The 20,820-nt window shown below is 55.6% G+C and carries 20 protein-coding genes; 6 read left to right on the top strand and 14 right to left on the bottom strand.

What is annotated here, in order from left to right; translation table 11 throughout:
• The first annotated feature begins 104 nt into the window (after positions 1 to 104).
• Complete coding sequence (locus tag MWU51_RS01730; RefSeq protein WP_247033812.1) at positions 105 to 830, top strand: outer membrane beta-barrel protein; 726 nt, start codon at positions 105 to 107, stop codon at positions 828 to 830.
• A 15-nt stretch (positions 831 to 845) separates the two neighbouring features.
• Here the strand turns inward: MWU51_RS01730 and MWU51_RS01725 are convergent, their stop codons facing one another.
• The 3 genes from MWU51_RS01725 to MWU51_RS01715 form a co-directional block, all read right to left on the bottom strand.
• Entirely contained in the window at positions 846 to 1,331 is a 486-nt protein-coding gene (locus MWU51_RS01725; RefSeq protein WP_247033810.1) for a DUF2937 family protein, read from the bottom strand.
• 143 nt (positions 1,332 to 1,474) lie between these two features.
• Positions 1,475 to 2,827 carry a proline--tRNA ligase gene (gene proS / locus MWU51_RS01720; RefSeq protein WP_247033808.1) on the bottom strand — a complete coding sequence of 451 codons (1,353 nt, stop codon included), beginning with the start codon at positions 2,825 to 2,827 and terminating at the stop codon, positions 1,475 to 1,477.
• Positions 2,828 to 2,958: 131 nt separating this feature from the next.
• Complete coding sequence (locus tag MWU51_RS01715; RefSeq protein WP_247033805.1) at positions 2,959 to 3,147, bottom strand: hypothetical protein; 189 nt, start codon at positions 3,145 to 3,147, stop codon at positions 2,959 to 2,961.
• Between the two features lie 170 nt (positions 3,148 to 3,317).
• Here MWU51_RS01715 and MWU51_RS01710 point away from each other — a divergent pair, with 170 nt between their 5' ends.
• Genes MWU51_RS01710 through MWU51_RS01695 form a run of 4 tightly spaced genes read left to right on the top strand, consistent with a single transcriptional unit; the run spans position 3,318 to position 8,918 of the window.
• Positions 3,318 to 4,403, top strand: a complete 1,086-nt coding sequence (locus tag MWU51_RS01710; RefSeq protein ID WP_247033797.1) for an AI-2E family transporter — start codon at positions 3,318 to 3,320, stop codon at positions 4,401 to 4,403.
• Positions 4,403 to 5,086 (top strand): DnaA/Hda family protein, encoded by a 684-nt coding sequence (locus MWU51_RS01705; protein ID WP_247033795.1) that lies wholly within the window; start codon positions 4,403 to 4,405, stop codon positions 5,084 to 5,086. Before MWU51_RS01710 ends, MWU51_RS01705 begins: the two co-directional genes overlap by 1 nt.
• Positions 5,087 to 5,127: 41 nt before the next feature.
• Positions 5,128 to 7,326, top strand: a complete 2,199-nt coding sequence (locus tag MWU51_RS01700; protein ID WP_247033793.1) for an RNA degradosome polyphosphate kinase — start codon at positions 5,128 to 5,130, stop codon at positions 7,324 to 7,326.
• 50 nt (positions 7,327 to 7,376) lie between these two features.
• Positions 7,377 to 8,918: a Ppx/GppA family phosphatase gene (locus MWU51_RS01695; RefSeq protein WP_247033791.1), complete on the top strand. Its 1,542-nt coding sequence runs from the start codon at positions 7,377 to 7,379 to the stop codon at positions 8,916 to 8,918.
• A gap of 23 nt (positions 8,919 to 8,941) precedes the next feature.
• On the opposite strand, the gene MWU51_RS01690 is transcribed toward MWU51_RS01695, so the two are convergent.
• The 3 genes from MWU51_RS01690 to MWU51_RS01680 are packed head-to-tail and all read right to left on the bottom strand — an operon-like array spanning position 8,942 to position 11,022.
• A complete protein-coding gene (locus tag MWU51_RS01690) occupies positions 8,942 to 9,289 on the bottom strand; it encodes a hypothetical protein (RefSeq protein ID WP_247033789.1) in 348 nt (115 codons plus the stop codon).
• Positions 9,290 to 9,325: 36 nt separating this feature from the next.
• Positions 9,326 to 10,342: an endonuclease/exonuclease/phosphatase family protein gene (locus MWU51_RS01685; protein ID WP_247033787.1), complete on the bottom strand. Its 1,017-nt coding sequence runs from the start codon at positions 10,340 to 10,342 to the stop codon at positions 9,326 to 9,328.
• Positions 10,342 to 11,022, bottom strand: a complete 681-nt coding sequence (locus tag MWU51_RS01680; protein ID WP_247033765.1) for a molecular chaperone DjiA — start codon at positions 11,020 to 11,022, stop codon at positions 10,342 to 10,344. The genes MWU51_RS01685 and MWU51_RS01680 overlap by 1 nt, the downstream gene beginning before the upstream one ends.
• A gap of 176 nt (positions 11,023 to 11,198) precedes the next feature.
• On the opposite strand from MWU51_RS01680, the gene nhaA reads away from it, so the two are divergent.
• Positions 11,199 to 12,392: a Na+/H+ antiporter NhaA gene (nhaA, locus tag MWU51_RS01675; protein WP_247033756.1), complete on the top strand. Its 1,194-nt coding sequence runs from the start codon at positions 11,199 to 11,201 to the stop codon at positions 12,390 to 12,392.
• Here the strand turns inward: nhaA and MWU51_RS01670 are convergent.
• The 8 genes from MWU51_RS01670 to MWU51_RS01635 all read right to left on the bottom strand — a co-directional run bounded on the left by MWU51_RS01670 (position 12,389) and on the right by MWU51_RS01635 (position 20,818).
• Positions 12,389 to 12,862: a GNAT family N-acetyltransferase gene (locus MWU51_RS01670; protein WP_247033753.1), complete on the bottom strand. Its 474-nt coding sequence runs from the start codon at positions 12,860 to 12,862 to the stop codon at positions 12,389 to 12,391. The two genes, nhaA and MWU51_RS01670, sit on opposite strands and share 4 nt — an antisense overlap.
• Complete coding sequence (locus tag MWU51_RS01665; RefSeq protein ID WP_348646748.1) at positions 12,859 to 13,449, bottom strand: VOC family protein; 591 nt, start codon at positions 13,447 to 13,449, stop codon at positions 12,859 to 12,861. Before MWU51_RS01665 ends, MWU51_RS01670 begins: the two co-directional genes overlap by 4 nt.
• A 93-nt stretch (positions 13,450 to 13,542) precedes the next feature.
• The gene (gene scpA / locus MWU51_RS01660; RefSeq protein ID WP_247033751.1) at positions 13,543 to 15,669 is read right to left on the bottom strand and encodes a methylmalonyl-CoA mutase; all 2,127 of its coding nucleotides are present in this window, start codon (positions 15,667 to 15,669) and stop codon (positions 13,543 to 13,545) included.
• A gap of 66 nt (positions 15,670 to 15,735) precedes the next feature.
• Positions 15,736 to 17,274: a hypothetical protein gene (locus MWU51_RS01655; protein ID WP_247033742.1), complete on the bottom strand. Its 1,539-nt coding sequence runs from the start codon at positions 17,272 to 17,274 to the stop codon at positions 15,736 to 15,738.
• Between the two features lie 8 nt (positions 17,275 to 17,282).
• A complete protein-coding gene (locus MWU51_RS01650; protein WP_247033740.1) occupies positions 17,283 to 19,328 on the bottom strand; it encodes an acetyl/propionyl/methylcrotonyl-CoA carboxylase subunit alpha in 2,046 nt (681 codons plus the stop codon).
• Between the two features lie 131 nt (positions 19,329 to 19,459).
• Positions 19,460 to 19,666 carry a hypothetical protein gene (locus tag MWU51_RS01645; protein WP_247033738.1) on the bottom strand — a complete coding sequence of 69 codons (207 nt, stop codon included), beginning with the start codon at positions 19,664 to 19,666 and terminating at the stop codon, positions 19,460 to 19,462.
• A 325-nt stretch (positions 19,667 to 19,991) separates the two neighbouring features.
• Positions 19,992 to 20,339, bottom strand: coding sequence for a hypothetical protein (locus tag MWU51_RS01640; protein ID WP_247038645.1), 348 nt, complete (start codon positions 20,337 to 20,339; stop codon positions 19,992 to 19,994).
• A gap of 14 nt (positions 20,340 to 20,353) precedes the next feature.
• Positions 20,354 to 20,818: a DUF6497 family protein gene (locus MWU51_RS01635; protein ID WP_247033736.1), complete on the bottom strand. Its 465-nt coding sequence runs from the start codon at positions 20,816 to 20,818 to the stop codon at positions 20,354 to 20,356.
• Positions 20,819 to 20,820 lie beyond the last annotated feature (2 nt).

Genomic DNA, 20,820 nt, shown 5'->3' with positions numbered 1-20,820 from the left:
CATGGTCACAACGCGATACTAGATATGTCACAAAAATGTGTTTCATACCCCAAGTTTTGTGGCTAAAGAACAAATGTCGTTGTATTGTCTGTTGGTGGATTATCATGTTTCGCTGTTCTTATCTTTCCAAAACCTTCGCCTGTCTTTCATTAGTACTGGTGTCCCATACAGCCACTGCCGGGAACCTGTCCGACCCGGTCATTGAGACCCCTATCCAGAACACTACATCCTATGATCCTCCGTTCTGGGAAGGTGCCTATGTCGGAGGCACACTGGGCTATAACTTCAGCGGCGGTGATCGCATAGGCGTCACACAAGGATCTGGCAACAGCTTCAACCTTGGAAACTATGAGAACAGTGGCTGGGCGGGCAGCTTGCGCGCTGGTTATCGCTGGCAACTAGATCGTTGGGTTTTCGGGCCCGAACTGGCCATCGAAGGCGGAAAGATCGAAGATACCTTCACGTCGAACGGCTATAGCGGGTCAACTTCAATGAACCACGCGCTGTCCGTTCGCTTGAAAGCCGGTTATGTCTGGCCGGTGCTGAATTCCATTATCTATGGCACAGTCGGCGTATCTCGCGCCGAATTCGACTACAGCGCAATGGGAACGGGGGCGTCTGGCCCCATAGCCATCAACGAAACCTACGCAACCAATGGGTATATCCTGGGTGTGGGCATCGAACAGCCACTGACCAAACGTCTGTCGTTAACGGGCGAATACGAGTACATGAACTATGGTAAAGACACGTTGTCGGACGGGTTGGGGAATAATACTCTTGCGACACCTTTGTTCCACAGTGTTAAGGTCGGCCTGAACCTGAGGTTCTGACCAACAGGCACATCACTAGGCGGTGCGCCGAAACGGGCGCAAAAATGCGCCAAGGATCAACGAAACCAAAAGCCATCCCCCAACAAAGCCGATTCCGGCGCAAAGCAAACCATCGGCTGTAACAGGGATCGCAGGTCGAAAGTCTTCCCATGTGCGCTTGGCCAAATCCGTATCGCGGAAATGCCAGACCTTTGCCAAGCGCGCCATCGGTTCGGTGCCTTTCAGCGCAAGGTAGGCTGAGTCCAGACGCTCGTAACGGGTGAAATTGCGTCTCATCTGGTCGCGTAGATTGTCCTGAAAGCTGGTTCCGCCCATTTTCTCCAGAGCTTCGTCGCGGGTGTATCCTGCTGCTTTAGCAGTGAGCTCGAACCCGGTCGTCACAACCTGCAATTCGGTTCGTGCGCCTGAAAGACGCTGCATATACTGCTGTGTAAATTCGGGAAACTGGCTCATCACCACCGCGCCTGCGAGGCCGCCTATCATTGCCAACGTCCGGATCATTTATGTCACCTGCTCGTTTGTCGATTGAAAACAGCCTTCCAAAGCCGAAGGATCAGGTCAAGAGGCGCTGCCTTTATGTCATCAAACGCTGAAAAAACGGCGCACCAGACCGGGGCGCCGTTTCAATACATTATCAGATCGGATCAAAGCCCATGCACGCGGTGCGGTTCGAATGTCTTAATCACCTTCGCCACGGTCGCTTCCGGTGCCAGTTCTTCGCTTTCGCCCGTGCGACGACAAGTCAGTTCGACAACGCCGTTTTTCAAGCCCCTCGGACCCACGGTGATACGCCACGGAAGGCCGATCAGATCCATCGTCGCAAACTTGCCGCCTGCCCGTTCATTGCGGTCGTCATAAAGCGGCTCCAACCCGGCGTTTGTCAGTTGCTGATACAGCGCCTCGCAAGCTGCATCGGCCTCGGCGTCGCCTTGCTTAAGATTGACAATCCCACAGTGGAACGGCGTCACGCCCTCGGGCCAGATAATACCTTTGTCGTCATGACTGGCTTCGATGATTGCACCCAACAGTCGGCTGACGCCGATACCGTGCGATCCCATGTGCACCGGCACTTGGTTTTGATCCTTATCGACCACGGTCGCGCCCAGTTTGTCCGAATATGTGGTGCCGAAATAGAAAATCTGACCAACCTCGATCCCGCGCGCAACGCGGCGGCGCGCTTCTGGCACCTTGTCGAACGCAGCGGCGTCATGCGTTTCGTCCGTACGGGCATAACGTGATGTGAATTCGTCCATAACCCCCTGACATTGCGCCACATTGTCATAGTCGATATCGCGGTCGCCAAATGTCAGATCGGTGACTTCACTGTCATAGAAGACTTCGCTTTCACCGGTTTCAGCCAATACCAGAAACTCGTGCGTGTAGTCGCCGCCAATGGGACCTGAATCTGCGCGCATCGGGATTGCTTGCAAGCCCATCCGTTCATAGGTGCGCAGATAGCTAACCAAATGGCGATTATAGGCGTGCAGTGCATCCTCTTTCGTCAGATCGAAATTGTAGCCATCTTTCATATAGAATTCACGCCCCCGCATCACGCCGAAGCGCGGGCGGATCTCGTCGCGAAATTTCCACTGAATTTGATACATGGTCAGCGGCAGATCTTTATAGGAATTCACATTCGCACGAAAAATGTCGGTGATCATTTCTTCTGCCGTTGGCGAAAACAGCATGTCACGCCCGTGACGATCCTGCATCCGTAGCATTTCTTCACCATAGCCGTCATACCGCCCGCTTTCGCGCCACAAGTCCGCGGACTGGATGGTCGGCATCAACATTGGGATGTGACCGGCGCGAATCTGTTCCTCGTGCACAATGTTTTCGATCTTGCGCAGGACCTTGAAGCCCAATGGCAGCCAAGAATAGATGCCGGCAGATTGTTGTTTGATCATACCGGCGCGCAGCATGTAGCGGTGGGAAACGATCTGCGCCTCAGAAGGGGTTTCCTTCAGAACGGGCAGAAAATAGCGGGACAGGCGCATGTGGACCTCTGTTCAATCACGAAAACGTCCCATGCGGTCTATGACATCAACGCGGACGGGGCAATCATACAATGGTTCGCTGATTGGTTTTCGCGTCTGGTCGCGATGGTTCAAATGGCACTGTAGGTCCGCTAGATCGACCCGCCGACGCTGATTGTGATCTTGGTTTCCTGATCCGGGGAAACATCGCCACCGCTATACTTGAGGCCAGCCTTGGTTTCGCCCGAAATACTGATCCCCGGCTCGCGGGGCTCGTAATCATGGCCCGTGCAGGCCGATAGAAAAAAACAAGCCAGACTGATCGCAACAGCTATGCGCATCGAAAACCTCTTTGATAGGCCGGCCACCACCGGTCTGGCCAATAATTCACCCAATACAGGGCAGGAGCAAGAGCGAACTTACAAGCCAGCACATTAGAGCCCCCTGCGTCCTGCACTTGAATTGCTATCCAAGCTGGGCGACATAGGAAGCAGTATCTTAAGGAGCACAAATGGCGTTACCCGTTCAAACGCAGGTGAAATTCTGGTCGGTCACCATCGCCGTCTTGGCGTTCGCCCTTTGGTATCTGGGCGACGTGATCATGCCCTTCATACTGGGTGGGGCCATCGCATATTTCCTTGACCCGGTTGCAGATAGGTTAGAGGCCGCCGGCCTGTCTCGCGTTGCGGCGACTGCGATCATCTCAATCTTGGCGATCTTGTGCTTTGTTATTGCATTCCTAATGGTGGTGCCGACTTTGGTTTCGCAATCTATCGCCTTAGCCGACGCTGCGCCTAAATTGTTAAAGCAGCTCGAGAGTTTTCTGACCGAGAACATACCGTCGTTGATGGATGAAGATTCAACCCTGCGCCAATCCTTGGGCAGCCTTGGTCAAGCAATCAAGGAACGCGGCGGAGAACTAGTGGGAACAGTTGTTAGCTCTGCCATGGGGGTGATCAACATTGTGATCCTATTGGTCGTAACACCGGTCGTCGCCTTCTACATGCTGCTGGATTGGGACCGGATGGTGGCCAAGATTGACAGCCTTCTGCCACTTGATCACCGCCCAGCAATCCGCCAGATAGCCACTAATATCGACCGCACTTTGGCCAGTTTCGTTCGCGGTCAAGGCACAGTTTGTCTGGTTCTTGGCACCTACTACGCCGTTGCATTGATGGCTGTCGGATTGCAGTTTGGAATGGTCGTCGGCTTTATCGCCGGGTTAATCACATTCATCCCCTATGTGGGCGCCATCATCGGTGGCACCTTGGCGATCGGGCTGGGGCTGTTTCAGTTCTGGGGCGAATGGTGGCACCTTGGGGCGGTTGCAGGAATTTTCATATTCGGTCAGTTTTTCGAGGGCAATATCCTCACTCCTAAACTGGTTGGCAGCTCGGTCGGACTGCATCCGGTCTGGCTGTTGTTGGCGTTGTCGGTCTTTGGCTCTCTGTTTGGGTTTGTCGGTATGCTTGTGGCCGTCCCGGTCGCCGCCTCGATGGGCGTTGTTGCCCGGTTCTTCATCGGGAAATACCAAGAAGGGTTGCTGTACAAAGGGTTGTCCACGCAAGAGATGGGCGACGAAAGCGACGCAGAATAATGGCCAGACAATTGACATTTGACCTGCCCGCTCATGCGGCGCAGGGACTGGAAGATTTTCTTGTCACACCGTCCAACGCGAATGCGATGGCTGCCGTTGACGCTTGGCAAGACTGGCCAAATCGAAAACTGGTGCTGGTCGGAGCCGAAGGAACTGGAAAAACGCACCTGACCCATGTGTGGGCCGGCATCGTGGGTGCCAGGATCATGGGTGCGGCCGACCTGACTGGCACAGACATTCCAACACTGGCAGGTCAATCGGTCGCTGTTGAAGATGCTGACCGGATCGCTGGCGACGTTGTTGCGGAAACTGCTCTTTTTCACCTTCATAATCTGGTTCTGGCCGAGGGTGGGTCGCTTTTAATCACGGGGAATACAGCGCCATCCCGTTGGACGATCAACCTGCCCGACCTCAGAAGCCGGCTGGAGGGCACGACGCTTGCAACGTTGGATCCACCTGACGACATGTTGCTGTCTGCCGTTCTGGTCAAGTTGTTTGACGATCGCCAAATCGCTGTTCCCGCCAATCTAATCGATTATCTTCTGCCGCGCATGAATCGCTCACTCGCGGCAGTTGCGGAGCTGGTCGATCAACTGGATCATGCCGCCTTGTCCGAAGGTCGCCCTCTGACACGAAATCTAGCGGCCCGTTTTCTGCATGATGAAACGGGGTCAGAGACATAACGTCATCTTCCCGTCACATCTATGCGTGTTAGAGTGTGACTATGAACAAGACCAACACACCACAGATTCCGCTTGCGGATTTCCTTGCCTCGGCGTTTCCTACCCCGCAGGAATTGCCTCTAGAAGACTTCGAGGGGCCACGCCGGTTTTTCAATCGTGAACTCAGCTGGCTTGGCTTCAACTGGCGTGTGTTGGAGGAAGCGGAAAATGCCCGCGTGCCTTTGTTGGAGCGGTTGCGCTTCCTGTCGATATCGGCTGCCAATCTGGATGAATTTTACACCGTCCGTGTGGCTGGCCTTCGTGAATTGGTCCGCGAAGGAGTGACCACGCCCGCCGCCGACGGCCTTAGCCCAACCGAACAGTTGAAGCTGATCGATACCGATGCGCGTGCCCTAATGGCGCGTCAACAAAACGTGTTCGAGCAATTAGCGAGCGAGATGCAAAGCCAAGGCATTATCATCTGTCGTCGCGATGATCTGACCGAAGTTGACCGCGGCTACCTGGACAAAATATTTCTCAGCCAAGTGTTTCCGGTCTTGTCTCCGCTGGCGATTGACCCGGCGCACCCTTTTCCGTTCATCCCGAACACCGGATACACTTTGGCTTTGCAACTCGAACGCAAGTCAGACAAGCAAAAACTGAAAGCATTGCTGCCGATCCCACAGCAGATCGACAGGTTCGTCCCCCTGCCCGCCGAGGATGGTCATTACCGCTTCCTACCCTTGGAAGACCTACTACTTGTATATCTTGATCTGTTGTTCCCCGGCTATGTCGAGAAAGGGAATTGTGCCTTCCGGATTCTGCGCGACAGCGATCTTGAAGTTGAAGACGAAGCCGAAGATTTGGTGCGCGAGTTCGAAACCGCTCTGAAACGGCGCCGACGGGGTGAAGTTGTGCGCATGAAAATCACCAAGGATGCGCCATCCGGGCTGCTGTCGATGATCATGCGCGAACTGAAAGTAACCGACGACGAAATTGTCGAGGTGGACGGCATGATCGGCATGGCCGATCTTGGCCAGCTTGTCCTGAAAGATCTGCCTGACCTGCTCTGGCCCAGCTTCTCGCCCCGCGTTCCCGAACGTGTGCAGGATCATGACGGCGATATGTTTGCCGCCATCAGGCAAAAGGACATGCTGCTGCACCATCCCTATGAGACCTTTGACATGGTGGTTCGCTTTCTGCATCAGGCAGCACGCGATCCAAATGTGGTCGCGATCAAACAGACGTTGTACCGCACCTCGCATGACAGCCCGATTGTATCCGCTCTGTGCGAAGCAGCAGAAGACGGAAAATCCGTCACCGCGCTTGTCGAATTGAAAGCACGGTTTGACGAAGCCGCGAACATCCGTCAGTCACGGCGTCTGGAACGGGCAGGTGCGCATGTAGTTTATGGATTCATCAACTATAAAACTCACGCCAAAATCTCGACCGTTGTGCGACGCGAAGGCGATGAACTGGTGACATACACGCATTATGGCACCGGCAATTATCATCCGATCACTGCACGTATCTATACTGACCTCAGCTTGTTCACGTGCGACCCGGCACTGGGGCGCGATGCCACGCGCGTGTTCAACTACCTGTCCGGCTATGCCGAGCCGCAATCGCTCGAAAACCTTGCCATCTCCCCGCTCGACCTGAAATCGACCCTGATCAAACGCATCAAAGCCGAAGCGGCCTATGCCAAGGACGGCAAACCTGCCGAAATCTGGGCAAAAATGAACTCGCTGGTCGAACCCGATGTAATCGACGCGCTTTATACTGCGTCGCAAGCTGGCGTAAAAATCAGTCTTGTGGTGAGGGGTATCTGCGGCTTGCGACCAGGGATCAAAGGCTTGTCGGAAAACATCCGGGTGAAATCCATCGTCGGCCGCTTTCTTGAGCATTCGCGCATTGTCTGTTTTGGAAACGGCTACGGGCTTCCATCGAAAAAGGCACGGGTTTACATGTCGTCCGCCGATTGGATGGGGCGCAATCTGAACCGTCGTGTGGAAACACTGGTCGAGATCGAAAACGCCACAGTCAAGGCGCAGATCGTAAGCCAAATCATGGCTGCGAATCTTGCCGACGTCGCCCAAAGCTGGGTGATGCGATCTGATGGCGGTTTCTATCGCGCGGATCTGACCACCATTGAACGACCGTTCAACTGCCACCGGTTCTTCATGGAAAACCCGTCGCTTTCGGGTCGTGGTTCAGCCGGGGCGTCTGACGTACCGGAACTGACCCATTCGGAAGATTGATCGCGGGCGGGCACCCGGCTAACCTACCAACACCAAACGGGGGACAATCTATGGACGGACGCGGCGAGGCCAGTGACGATTGGGGGCCATTTGGACGTCCACTGTTTGATGATCCATCTGTACGGGCACTGCGGCGTATCGGAGTGGTAGATATCGGATCAAACTCGGTCCGTCTGGTGGTGTTTGACGGCGCCGCACGAAGCCCAGCTTATTTCTTTAACGAAAAAATCTTGTGCGGCTTGGGCACTGGGTTATCAGAAACCGGACGCCTTCATCCTGAAGGTCGCGTCCGTGCACTTGCTGCCATCAAGCGCTTTCAAAGACTGGCCGATGGAATGAAGATGCCGCCTCTGTCTGCCGTTGCCACAGCAGCCGTGCGTGAAGCCAGCGACGGGCCTGATTTTTGTGCTGAGGTGCTGCGTGAGACTGGGTTAAACATATATGTCATAGACGGCGAGGAAGAAGCCCGCTTTTCCGCGCAGGGTGTGCTGCTGGGCTGGCCTGACGCCAACGGGCTGATGTGCGATATCGGTGGCTCGTCGCTTGAACTGGCCAGTATTTCTGGCGGACAAGTGGGCAAACGTGTGACTTCGCCATTGGGTCCGTTGAAGTTGGCAAGCGTTCCCGGCGGAAAGAAAGGTCTGAAGGCCGAGATTGCGCGCGTGGTTCAGCAACTTGCCGATGATATGGGAACGGATCACAAGCGCCTGTTTCTGGTGGGCGGTTCATGGCGGGCTATCGCGCGGTTGGATATGGAACGACGCGGCTACCCGCTGACCGTTCTGCATGAATATCGCATGACGCCAAAATCCCTTGCTACTACATTGAAATGGATTGAAGAGGTTGACCTTGACGAGGTGCGTCAACGCACCGGAACATCCTCTGCCCGGATGGCGCTGGTGCCCATCGCAGCGCAGGTGCTGAAACGCCTTATCCGCGAGTTTCGTCCGAAAGAGATTGCTGTCAGTTCATTCGGCATCCGCGAAGGGTTACTGTATCAACAGATGCCCGAGCGGCTGCGTCGGCGCGACCCTCTGATCGAAGCCTGCTATGCCGCCGAACAGAAAGATGCCCGTATTCCAGGCTTTGGCAAACGCCTTTTTGCGTTTCTGCAACCTGTGTTCAAATCTGCCAAAACCAGTGAACTGCGGCTGATCAAAGCCGCCTGCCTGCTGCACGACGTAAGTTGGCGCGCTCATCCCGATTACCGGCATGAGGTCTGTTTTGACAACGCCACCCGCGCAAACCTTGGTGGGCTGACCCATCAGGAACGCGTTTTCCTGGGCTTGGCCTTGTTACACCGCTACAAGAACGCGCGTGCAGGATCGCGGTTCGAACCGTTGTTCGGAATCCTGTCAGAAAAGAATATCAACCGCGCCGAGGTGCTCGGTAAAGCCATGCGTTTCGGTGCGATGCTGACTATGAAAGACCCGACGAAGCTTGCTTCTTTGAAGTGGTTTCCGAAGAAGCGTCAACTTATCCTGACATTGGACCAAAGCGGGAAGGATCTGTTTGGCGAGGTTGCACAATCTCGCTTCACCGCGCTTTCAGACGCGCTTCAGGCTGAAGGCATCGTTAAGTTTCGGCGTTGACGCGAACCTGTGAAGCACCGCACCTAAAGCTCGGTTTCACCCGGCGGCGGCGTGTTTCCGTCATCCAGTGGGATACGCCGTCTGATTATGATGTCCCCGTTTGGTAAGGTCTCAGGCGGGTAATAGGCGTTCAGGTCGTCAAAACGCTCGACCAACTCAGCCCAGCCTTCGGCCCATTTGTCGGCCATAGGCTCCACTTCTTTGGCCAAACCTTCCAACAACAGTTGAAATCCCCGGTTCAGAAGATCTGCGCCCTCCGACAGCTCAGGGTTGTCAGTTGGTGGGGTAACCTTGCCCTCGGCCAGTGCCGGGGTGGTCAGACTTGCGATGGCAACCATGGCCAGCGCGGTGGATTTTGCAATCTGTTTCATGTCCTACATGTAGGCGTGTTCCGGTCGATGTGAAGCCTATGGATCGAAGTCAATCGACACTGGAAAGTGGTCTGACGCCGTCAAAAGCGCTTCGCGAAGTTTGGGTGCACCATAGCATTCGGGGTCATCAAACGGGTGCCAAATCCGCCATTGTGGCGATTTGGCTGCCAAATCAGGAGACACCATTATGTAATCTAGGAGGGCCTGAAGATACCGCCGTTCCTTGGCGATATAGAACCGGGACGTGGCTGGGCGGGCGCCAGACTTATGGGTCAGAATCATGCGCGCATGCGGATCATACATGCAGATCGCTTCTTCTTCGCCCATCACAATCTCGACACCAGATCGGCCAAATAGTTTCTCGTAGTCATCCAACCCTGGACCATCATTGAAATCGCCCAACACGATCAATGGATCACCAGCTTGGAGATGTGCGTCGACCCGTTGGCGAATCCAAATGCATTGCGCCATTTGTTTACGGCGATTTTCGATGGCAAGACGCATGACATCGCTGGGCCCATGCGCGCCATGCGGAGCCTTAGATTTGACATGCACCCCGATCAGACGCATTGACTTTCCGCTTTCGCGATGGGTCAGGTCCACCTCCAGCGGTGGTTTTGAAAACACGATCGGTTCCGGTGACGCATCCGTGTCCAAGTCAAGCTGGAAAGTTGTATCAAACCGCGGTGCGATGATCCCTCCGACATCCCCTTGCGGATCATGACGGGCCGAAAACACATCCGGATCATAGAGCAGTGCGATTTCTTGTTGTGTATCGTTGGCAAATCCGATCAGTGCCTTACGGGCACGCAAATCAAAAAGTTCTGCGAAGCCTTCAAGGGCAATTCTCGTGTCACGTCGCCTATTCTGATCAGGGGCTTCAATCACCATCACAGCATCCGCGTCGAGCACCTTGAACACGATTCCTGCTGCCTTCAACTGCGCTCTCCGCGTGACATCGCGTCGCCCGGACCATTGTTCATCGATTAGCGGACGACCTTCATCATCAAACAGCGAATTGAACCATTCGACATTGTAGGTCGCAATGCGCATCAGCCCTGCCCTTTGCTGATCTCTTCCCAAGCCCGATTGACTGCAATCAAACGTTTTTCCGCTAGTTTCACAGCCTCTTCCGGCACGCCTCGGGCGAACATTCTGTCCGGATGGCTTTCGCGAACCTCGGCGCGCCAGACCTTTCGGATGTCGTTCAAAGACATGTCCGGAGTGACCCCCAGAACATCGTAGGGATCCGGGTGTGCATCGGGCACCAGCCGCGACCGCAAGGCCTTGAACTTGCGTGGCGAGATACCAAAAATCTCGGAGACGTGCTGAAGAAAATCGTTCTCGGCGGGGTGATATTCCCCGTCAGCAATCGCGATGTAAAACAGCCCCTCCATCAAGTCGCAAAGTGCCGGATCGTCCGGCCCAAACATTGCTGCGACCTTTTGAGCATACAGTTCGAATCCGGCGACATCCGTCCGCGCCAGATTGAACAACCGCGCCGCGTTCTTCTCTTCGCTTTGCGGGATGTCGAAGACTTCGCGAAAAGCAGATACCTCGTCCCGCGTCACCAATCCATCGGCTTTGGCCATCTTTGCGCCCAGCGCGATTACCGCAATTGCAAACCCCGCCGAACGTTCGGGGGGCGTGCGCAAGTTGGCAAATACGTCAGACAAGCTTTCCCCCTTGGCAAGGGCAGACAAAGCATCAGTTATGCGAGACCAGATGGACATGCGGCACTTGTTACACAGTCCAGCATCCGAAAACGAGCAGAAAGCGCGCAGCTAGCGGATTGTTTTATGTGCCAAAGCACTGGGCTGCTTGTCGTTTTCCCTGCTTACTTGTCTTGATTTTCCGCCCGAAAGCACCATCTTTCACCAAATAAAACAAAAACAGTAGGGATACGTGAATGCTCCTAAGGATGTTTGACCGCTTCTTTCGCCATGATGCATCGGGGGGCGTGCTGCTGATGCTGTCGGCAATCGCAGCCATGATTGCCGCCAATTCGCCCGTCGCGAGTCAGGTCAACGATATCCTAGGGGCCAAGTTCTCAATCCTGATCAATGATCAAGGTCTTTCCAAGCCGCTGATCCTTTGGATCAACGACGGCCTGATGGCCATATTTTTCCTGCTGATCGGTCTTGAGTTGAAACACGAGATTCTCGAAGGCAAGCTGCGCAATCCGCGTGATGTCGTTTTGCCCGGCATGGCGGCTGTGGGCGGCATGGCAGTTCCCGCAATCATTTATGCGGCGATCAACTGGTCAAGTCCCGAAACACTTGGTGGCTGGGCCATTCCAGCGGCAACGGATATTGCCTTTGCGTTGGGAATACTTGCGCTGATCGGGACGCGAGCACCTGCGGCGTTGAAGGTGTTCCTGTTGACACTCGCAATCTTGGATGACTTGGGTGCGATCATCGTCATTGCATTGTTTTATACAGCCGAGCTGAAGGTCGAATACCTTATCTATGCGCTGGTGCCACTTGTCCTGATGTGGTGGTTGAACATGCGTCAAATCCACCGGATCGCACCGATCCTGATGCTGGGGATTGTTCTGTGGGTACTGGTTCTGAAATCCGGCGTTCACGCAACGCTTGCGGGGGTGGCGACAGCCTTTTTCATTCCAATCAAAGATCGCTGGGGAAAATCCCCTCTGCACAGTCTCGAGCACGCTTTGGCGCCATATGTGCTATTTATGATCGTACCGATCTTTGCCTTCGCCAATGCCGGTGTCTCGCTGAAAGGTATGTCGCTGGAGGCGTTGTTCGCACCTATCCCGCTTGGGATTATCGCAGGGCTTGTGATTGGCAAGCAGATTGGTGTTGTGGGATTAACCTACCTGACAGTTAAATCAGGATTGGCACGTCTGCCGCATGGGGTGGGTTGGATACACATCTATGGGGTATCTGCGCTGGCCGGTATCGGTTTCACCATGTCGCTGTTTATTGGCAGCCTCAGCTTTGCGGACCAAACCCTGATGAACGACGTTCGTCTGGGCGTGCTTGTTGCCTCGGCACTGTCTGCGGCGATTGGGGCAACGGTATTGGTGATGGCGGGCAACCCGGTCCGCGAAACGGACAAAGCATCGGCTGAACCGGCCTAAAGCTTCTTCTGCATCAGCACTAGGTCGTGCCACTGGCCGAACTTGTATCCTGCATCTGCCACGCGGCCCACTGTGTCAAAACCGATGGCCGCGTGAAATGGTTCTCCATCCGGATTTGACGCCGATACGCCCGCAATCATGGAATGCACACCTTGATCGCGCGCGGCGGTTTCCAACGTCAATATCAATGCACGGCCCAACCCGCATCCGCGAGCGGATGGCGACACAATGATTGAATGTTCCTTGGTATGGGCATAGCCCACACCAGTGCGGAAGGGGAACAGCGCCGCAAATCCGACCACCTGCCCATCATATTCTGCAACCAGAAAAGCATCGTAGACACGAATTGCATTCGCTACGTCGTCTGGCGATTTCTCGACTGTGTTGAATGTGATCAACGTTTCGCGGATTGCGAGGTTCCAGAGCATCAAGATGGCTGGAATGTCGGCCTGGGTCGCAGCGCGTATCATGGCAGTTCGATCAGCCCATTCGCGGTGTCCAGCCACGCGGTTAGACCCGGCGCACCTGTGTGAACGGAAATTCGGCCATCGGCGACCAGCGGGGCAAGTGCGACCGCAAGAGCCTCGGCCTCTGGGTGGGTGATTTCCAGTGCGGCAAGGCGCAGCCCGTGGTCGGGCAGGTTGGGTGCGGGTTGCCACCCCTTCCAGCTTAGTAACCCTGGTGCACAGCCTGAAAACGGCAGCCGCCCATCCTGTGGAATCGCCATATCCCAAGCATAGTCACCCCGTTCCAGCGCAATGGCATTCCCCATCCCGTCTGGTGCCCGGTGCAATGCGTCGTACAAATCCGGCACCCGCAGCGCCCAGTTGGTCAGGCGCGCAGGTCCGGTGAAATAATCCAGATCGAACCACCTTGCACGACCGGGGTCGGGCGCATCCGGGTTGATCGCGATGACTTCCAGATAGGTGGATGGACCCAGCGACAAAAGCGCATTGTGGGTGCCCATGAGCGGGTGTTCTCCTCCCCCCGCCATGGGCACCCCCAGCAGGTCCTCAAGACACGCAACGCCTTCTGTCAGCGTAGCGGAGGACACCACAAGATGATCAATCTCTCCCAGAGCCAAAACTCTCTCCTTCCGGTCTGGGACGACGCTGGCGGGAAATTCCGCCAGCCGCAAGTGTCTTGTCGATCAGGCGCGGGACTGGCGCACCAGTTTCAGGATGTCCTGCGCGGCATTTGGAATGTTCGTCCCCGGGCCAAAGATCGCCTTCACACCGTTTTCATAAAGGAAGTCATAGTCCTGCTGCGGGATGACCCCGCCACAGATTACGATGATATCTTCGGCCCCATGTTCTTTCAGCGCGTTCACCAATTGCGGTGCCAAGGTCTTGTGAGCCGCAGCTTGCGAGCTGATGCCAACAATGTGCACATCGTTGTCGATGGCGTCCTGCGCGGCTTCGTCTGGGGTTTGGAACAGCGGGCCAACGTCGACGTCAAAGCCGATATCAGCAAAAGCGGTTGCGATCACCTTAGCGCCTCGGTCGTGCCCGTCCTGCCCCATTTTGACCACCAGCATACGCGGGCGGCGGCCTTCTGCCTCGGCGAATTCCTCCACCGATTTCTGGATCGCGGCAAAGCCCTCGTCGCCTTCGTATGCCGCACCATAGACACCAGCGAGCGTTTTCACCTCGGCGCGGTGGCGGCCGAATTCTTTTTCCATAGCCATAGAGATTTCTCCGACTGTTGCGCGCGCGCGCGCAGCTTCCACAGCAGCCTCAAGCAGATTGCCGCCTTCCTTGGCGCGGCGCGTCAGTTCGGCCAAGGCAGCCTCACATGCGGCGCCGTCCCGCGTCGCGCGGATTTTTTCAAGACGGGCGACCTGGCTTTCGCGCACGGCCACGTTGTCCACATCCAGAATCTCGATCGGGTCTTCTTTTTCCAATCTGTGCTTGTTCACACCGACGATGGTTTCCTCGCCTCGGTCGATCATTGCCTGACGCTTGGCAGCACTTTCTTCGATCCGCAGCTTGGGCATGCCTGACGCCACCGCCTTGGTCATGCCGCCCATCTCTTCAACCTCTTCCATCAAGGCCCAGGCTTTGTTGATCAACTCATCGGTCAGCGCCTCGACGTAATAAGACCCGGCCAGAGGATCGACCACGTTGGTGATACCGGTTTCTTCCTGCAAGATGATCTGCGTGTTGCGCGCGATCCGGGCTGAGAAATCTGTTGGCAGTGCGATGGCCTCGTCCAGCGCGTTGGTGTGGAGCGACTGCGTGCCGCCCAGCGCCGCCGACATCGCCTCATATGCCGTGCGGATCACGTTGTTATAGGGGTCTTGTTCCTGCAAGCTGACGCCCGAGGTCTGGCAGTGCGTGCGCAGCATTTTCGAGCGTTCGGATTTCGCATCAAAATCAGTCATCACGCGATGCCACAGAGTGCGGGCAGCACGCAGTTTGGCGGCTTCCATGAAGAAATTCATACCGATGGCGAAGAAGAAGGACAGGCGACCCGCGAACTTGTCCACGTCCATGCCAGCCTCGATCGCCGCGCGCACATATTCGCGACCATCGGCCAGCGTATAGGCGAGTTCCTGCACCAAGTTCGCGCCCGCTTCCTGCATGTGATAGCCGGATATCGAGATCGAGTTGAATTTCGGCATTTCGTTGGACGTGTATTCGATGATGTCCGAAATGATGCGCATAGAGGGTTCAGGAGGGTAGATATAGGTGTTGCGCACCATGAACTCTTTGAGAATATCGTTCTGAATAGTGCCAGACAGCAGCGCCTTGTCGTGCCCCTGCTCTTCACCCGCCACGATGAAATTCGCAAGGATCGGGATCACCGCCCCGTTCATCGTCATCGAGACCGAGACCGTGTCCAGCGGGATGCCATCAAACAGGATCTTCATGTCCTCGACGGAATCGATCGCAACACCGGCCTTGCCGACGTCGCCAACAACACGCGGGTGGTCGCTGTCATAACCGCGGTGCGTTGCCAGATCAAAAGCGACGGATACGCCCTGCTGACCGGCGGCAAGGTTGCGGCGATAGAAGGCATTTGACTCCTCAGCGGTAGAAAAGCCTGCATATTGCCGGATCGTCCATGGCCGCCCTGCATACATCGTGGCCTTTACGCCGCGCGTAAATGGGCCGAAACCGGGCAAGTTGCCCATATGGTCCAGATCCTGAGTATCTTCAGCTGTGTATAGCGGCTTGACCTCGATGCCCTCCAACGTGTTCCACGTCAGGTCATCCAACGCGCGACCGCGAAGTTCTTTCTCGGCCAGTTCTTTCCACTTGGCTGTATCGCTCATCACGTCATCCTTTTCGTCATGTCTTATCGGCCTGCTTCCGCGGACCTTGTTCCATTGAACTGCCCGTCATGGCGCGCCCTCGACCCGCAATTCTGCGGCGCCGACAACGCGTGGGGCGAAGTCTGCAATCTGTTTCCGAAGCTCTGAGGCGGCGCTTGGGGTGGTGGCATAGAAGCTGACAATCTGCCCCCCAAGAAAAGCGCGGCCGCCGGTATAGATCAGGGATCCCACCTTGACCCAATCGTCTCCGATTCCGTTGTCGATCCAGCGGTCATAGATGATGGCAAGCTCGACCCCGGCATCTTTTACGATTTCATCGGCCCAGCCGTCTTGTGGATTGTCCAATCGGGTCGACAAAGCGCGATACGAAGCCAACCCCCATAGATCCAGAACATAGTTCGGATTGTTCCACGCCACGTACCCCAGATCGTTCACTGCGACAGGCTTCTGATAAACCTCTTTTACGAAAGTGCTCATGTTGCGCTGCTGTGAATAGATACCCAGCGCGCCATATTTGCCGTTTTGCACCAGCCACGTCCCGTAGGAGACCGCCAGATAGGCGAAACCGACCAGCAAAAGCATACGCGCCGATTTCATGTTCTCGGCCCGGAACAATCCCAGCAGAACCATGCCGAAGACAAAGCTAAGTGCATACAGCTCGTACCGATTGAACCAGCCAAACTGGCCCAGCAACAAATGCCCGGTTCCCGCAAACACCGCCCCGGCCAACAATGCGCGTGCCTTGCCGTCCACACGTGGGAGAGCCACAGCCGCGATCACCACGGCAAACAACATCACGATGGCCTTGTCGGACAAGAGCAACTGGGTCGCAATCTTCACCGGCAGGTCAAACAAGCTGAAGCGACTGTCCTGCCCGCCCCCAGCCAGCTTTGCCATCACCGAGTTTGGTAAGGGCTCCAGTCCAAGCGACATCAAGAACGCCATGAACCCTGCAACCAACGCCAGCGCGACCGCAAACAGCGACAGGCCAGTTTTCCACCGCCCGGTCATTGCCAGCGCCAGCGCTGCACCGCCTGTAACTGCCAGTCCTTCAAACCGGATCAGTGGGCCCAAAATCATACCTGCAGCCAACAGCCAATGCAGACGACCATCTTCGAAGTTTTGCTGCAATCCCCGCAGCACTGCCAAACCAGCTAGAACGTGCAGGGTATGTTCCATACCCACTTGCGCAATGCCTGCAAGGTTGAACGCCAAGGGTCCAAGGATGGCCATTGCAAGCGCAAGGCGTCGATCTAGAACGGCATTCCGAACGATGCGCCCCCAGAGAACCGCGCATGCGACCAACGCAATCACATTCCAAAACACAGGAACATAAGCGTGCACATCTGACCCCACGAAAGGAACCAGCAACAACGGGTAAATCGGAGACGACGCCGCCGAGGTGTATTCACCGGGGTTTACGCCATAGCCGCCCGCTGCGATCTGCTCTGCCACGGCCAAATGGATATAGACATCGTCCAGCGGGAATTCGAATGCACCCACCAGGGCGTAGGCCATTGCCTGCACCAACAAGAAGACCGCCACGCTGACACCGACCGCCACAGCGGGTTCATGGCGTCGTTCGCGTGTCATCGTGGCGGTCATGCTCATTTCTATTCGAACTCCATGATCACTTCGTCAACCGCCAGGCTGTCGCCCGCGGCCACGTTGATCTTGGTCACGATGCCTTTCTTCTCGGCGCGCAGGATGTTCTCCATTTTCATGGCTTCGATGGTGCAAAGTGCCTGCCCTTCCTGCACTTCCTGACCAGCATCGACATCAACTTTGACCATCAAACCCGGCATCGGGCACAACAGCATTTTTGAGGTATCAGGCGGTAGCTTCTCAGGCATCAAACGGGCCAGTTCAGCCTGACGAGGGGTACGCACATGAACCTTCAGATCAGCCCCACGCGACCGCATGCGGAAGCCCGCAGTGATCTTGTCCACCTTCAGAACAAGCGGCTCACCACCAACACTCAGAAGGGCTAGACTATCACCCGGTGTCCAATCAGATTTAACGCGCAGTTTTGAACCATCGTCGAACTTGACCGTCGACCCTTTCTTGTCCGCCTTGATCTTGACCGCAAATTCGACTCCTTGGAGTGTCACGACCCAGTGCTTGCCCACTTTGCGCTCGTGATTGTCCATGCGGCCCGTAATGCGTGTGCGTCGTATCTCGGCAACCCGGTGCATTGCGGCAGCAGAAGCGGCGATGCGCTTAAGCACGTCTTGCCCCAGTTCGACACCCTCAAACCCTTCGGGATATTGCTCCTCGATAAAGGCAGTCGTCATATCGCCCTTAATGAAAATCGGGTGATCCATAACAGCCGACAAAAACGGCAGGTTGTGTCCAATACCTTCGACTTCAAAACTGTCCAGCGCAACCCGCATAGCTTCGATCGCCTCGTCCCGAGTAGGGCCCCAAGTGCAAAGCTTGGCGATCATCGGGTCGTAATACATCGAGATCTCGCCACCCTCGTATACGCCAGTATCATTGCGCACCGCGATGTCACCAGACGGCGCATCACCTTGCCACTTGCCGTTGTCTAGCAAGGGACCTGCTGCGGTTTCAGCAGGCGGACGATAGCGCGTCAAACGGCCTATGGATGGCAGGAAACCCCGATAGGGATCCTCAGCATAAAGACGGTTTTCAATCGCCCAGCCTTTCAGCTTCACATCCTTTTGGCTGATCGACAGCTTCTCACCAGCTGCAACCCGGATCATCTGTTCGACCAAGTCGACCCCAGTGATGAGTTCGGTCACTGGATGTTCCACCTGCAAACGGGTGTTCATCTCAAGGAAATAGAAATTCTTGTCTCCATCGACGATGAACTCGACCGTCCCGGCAGACGCATAATCCACGGCTTGTGCCAGTGCGACCGCTTGCTCGCCCATTGCCTTACGGGTCTTTTCATCAAGGAACGGACTTGGCGCTTCTTCAACAACCTTCTGATTGCGGCGCTGAATCGAGCATTCGCGTTCGCCCAGATACACACCATTTCCATGACTGTCGCAAAGAACTTGGATTTCGATGTGTCGCGGTTGGGTTACGAATTTTTCGATGAAGATTCGATCATCCCCAAACGAACTGGCAGCTTCGTTCTTTGACGACTGGAAGCCTTCGCGAGCCTCGGCATCATTCCACGCGATCCGCATGCCTTTGCCGCCGCCGCCCGCAGAGGCTTTGATCATCACTGGATAGCCGATTTCGTTCGATATTTTCACGGCCTCGTCTGCGTCTTCGATAAGCCCCATGTAACCGGGCACCGTCGAAACATCCGCTTCCTGCGCGATTTTCTTGGACGTGATCTTGTCGCCCATTGCCTCAATCGCACCAACCGGCGGTCCAACAAAAGCGACACCTGCTTCAGCCAATGCCTCGGCAAATTTTGAGTTCTCAGAAAGGAAACCATATCCCGGATGCACGGCTTCTGCACCGCTATCCTTGATTGCCTTCATAACCTTGTCGATGACGATGTAGGACTGGTTAGCGGGCGGCGGGCCGATATGCACCGCCTCGTCCGCCATCTTTACATGAAGCGCATTCTTGTCAGCGTCCGAATAGATGGCAACCGTCTGGATACCCATCTTTCGGGCGGTCTTGATCACGCGGCAGGCGATTTCACCCCGGTTTGCAATCAGGATCTTCTTGAACATGTCCTGTCCCTTCCGTTCATGTATGGGCGCGACGGGCTGATCCCTCGCGCGAATTGGCATAGAAAAGCCCACCGGGATCGGTCCCGGCGGGCTGTAAATCGTTTGAAGTGCCGTGCGAGACGGCAGGTGTATCAGTTACAGATGCGCATACCGACATCGTCGCAAAGCGCACCCGCGCCCGCGCCGATAACCGCGCCTGTAAGAAGGTTACCGCTGGCCGCTTTCGCAACCACCGCGCCTGTGGCCGCGCCAACACCGGCGCGTTGAAGATCGTTCCACTGGCATCCTGCCAGCACGACAAGGGCTGCGGCCCCCACGAGAAGTTTGCTGATCTGCATTTTTGACTGCCTCTGGTTGTATTGTTTATTACACCCAGTTTGCCTTGATTTGCAGGATTTCCAAAGCACAATTTTGTCGCCTGCCCGGCAGAACTGGTGCAATCGGCAAAAAAGAGGCCCGGTTCAGTTGCTAATGCAGTGAACCGGGCTGAAGAAGGGGAAGGGTAATGGTTTCGACAAACCATAGCGGAAAACGGGGATATGCTTTCCGCTTGAGATTTAGATTGGCACGCTTTTCCCGCGTTACAAGAATGTGTTGCGACCACATCCACCATTTGGGCTGGATTCTGCCGGTTCGATGTATGGGCGGGCGGGTTCATGCCGATCAATCCTCAAAAACATCCGGAAATGCGGCGGTTGCACGGTTCACGTCGATCACCAGAAGAGCTTCGTAGCTTTCAGGGTCGAACGGATCTTCGGCCGCAATTACCTCGCGCCCAAACAACCAAGACAGGCGTCCAGCATCCAAATTCCCACGTTCAAACGGCTGATCACCAAAATAATTCCAAAGTGCGCCCATGAAGCCCACATCAGCCCGGCGGTCAGCTGGTCGGCGGTCAGCAAAGCGTTCCCGAGCGATCAGAGGTGTTGCGCCAGATTTATTCGGCCGGCGTATTGTAAACTGATAGTCCGAACCCGGAAGCCGCCCCGGAAAACCCTTATGCTTCGTCATATACGGCAAAGCCATCAGAACCCCTCCCAAACACACATGCCGCTTTCGGGGCGATAGGCCTCAAAGAACTGTGTCGCGTCCGGATCCGTCATGCCGTGTTCAACGACGCGATCGGACAGAACAATGATGATTTGGGCGGGCATCGCAATGCCCGTGTTCACCATTTGCGGCAGAACATAGTCTTGGCACAGCGTTGCCATATCTTCTTCTGCCTGCATAAACTCTACATCCCCGCTATCACGGGCAATGCGCGGAGCTAGGAACCGAACCCGGATCGCGGTGCCAACGGCGCTGTCTTCACCTTCGATCACATCAAGAAACATAATCTCTTGCCCGGATGGCACATTGATCTTTGTGCCTGTTTCAAAAAAAGCATCAGTGGACCCTGCCGCGACAGGCGCGGTCAGGGATAGAGCAGCGGCACATACCGCCACCCCAACCAAGCCCAGTGGGCCGTTATGCTTTCCTTCGCATGTCATTC

Source organism: Aliiroseovarius sp. F47248L, assembly GCF_023016085.1.
GTDB lineage: Bacteria > Pseudomonadota > Alphaproteobacteria > Rhodobacterales > Rhodobacteraceae > Aliiroseovarius.
Note: the sequence above shows the minus strand (reverse complement) of the source record. Positions and strands in the feature narration are given on the sequence as shown.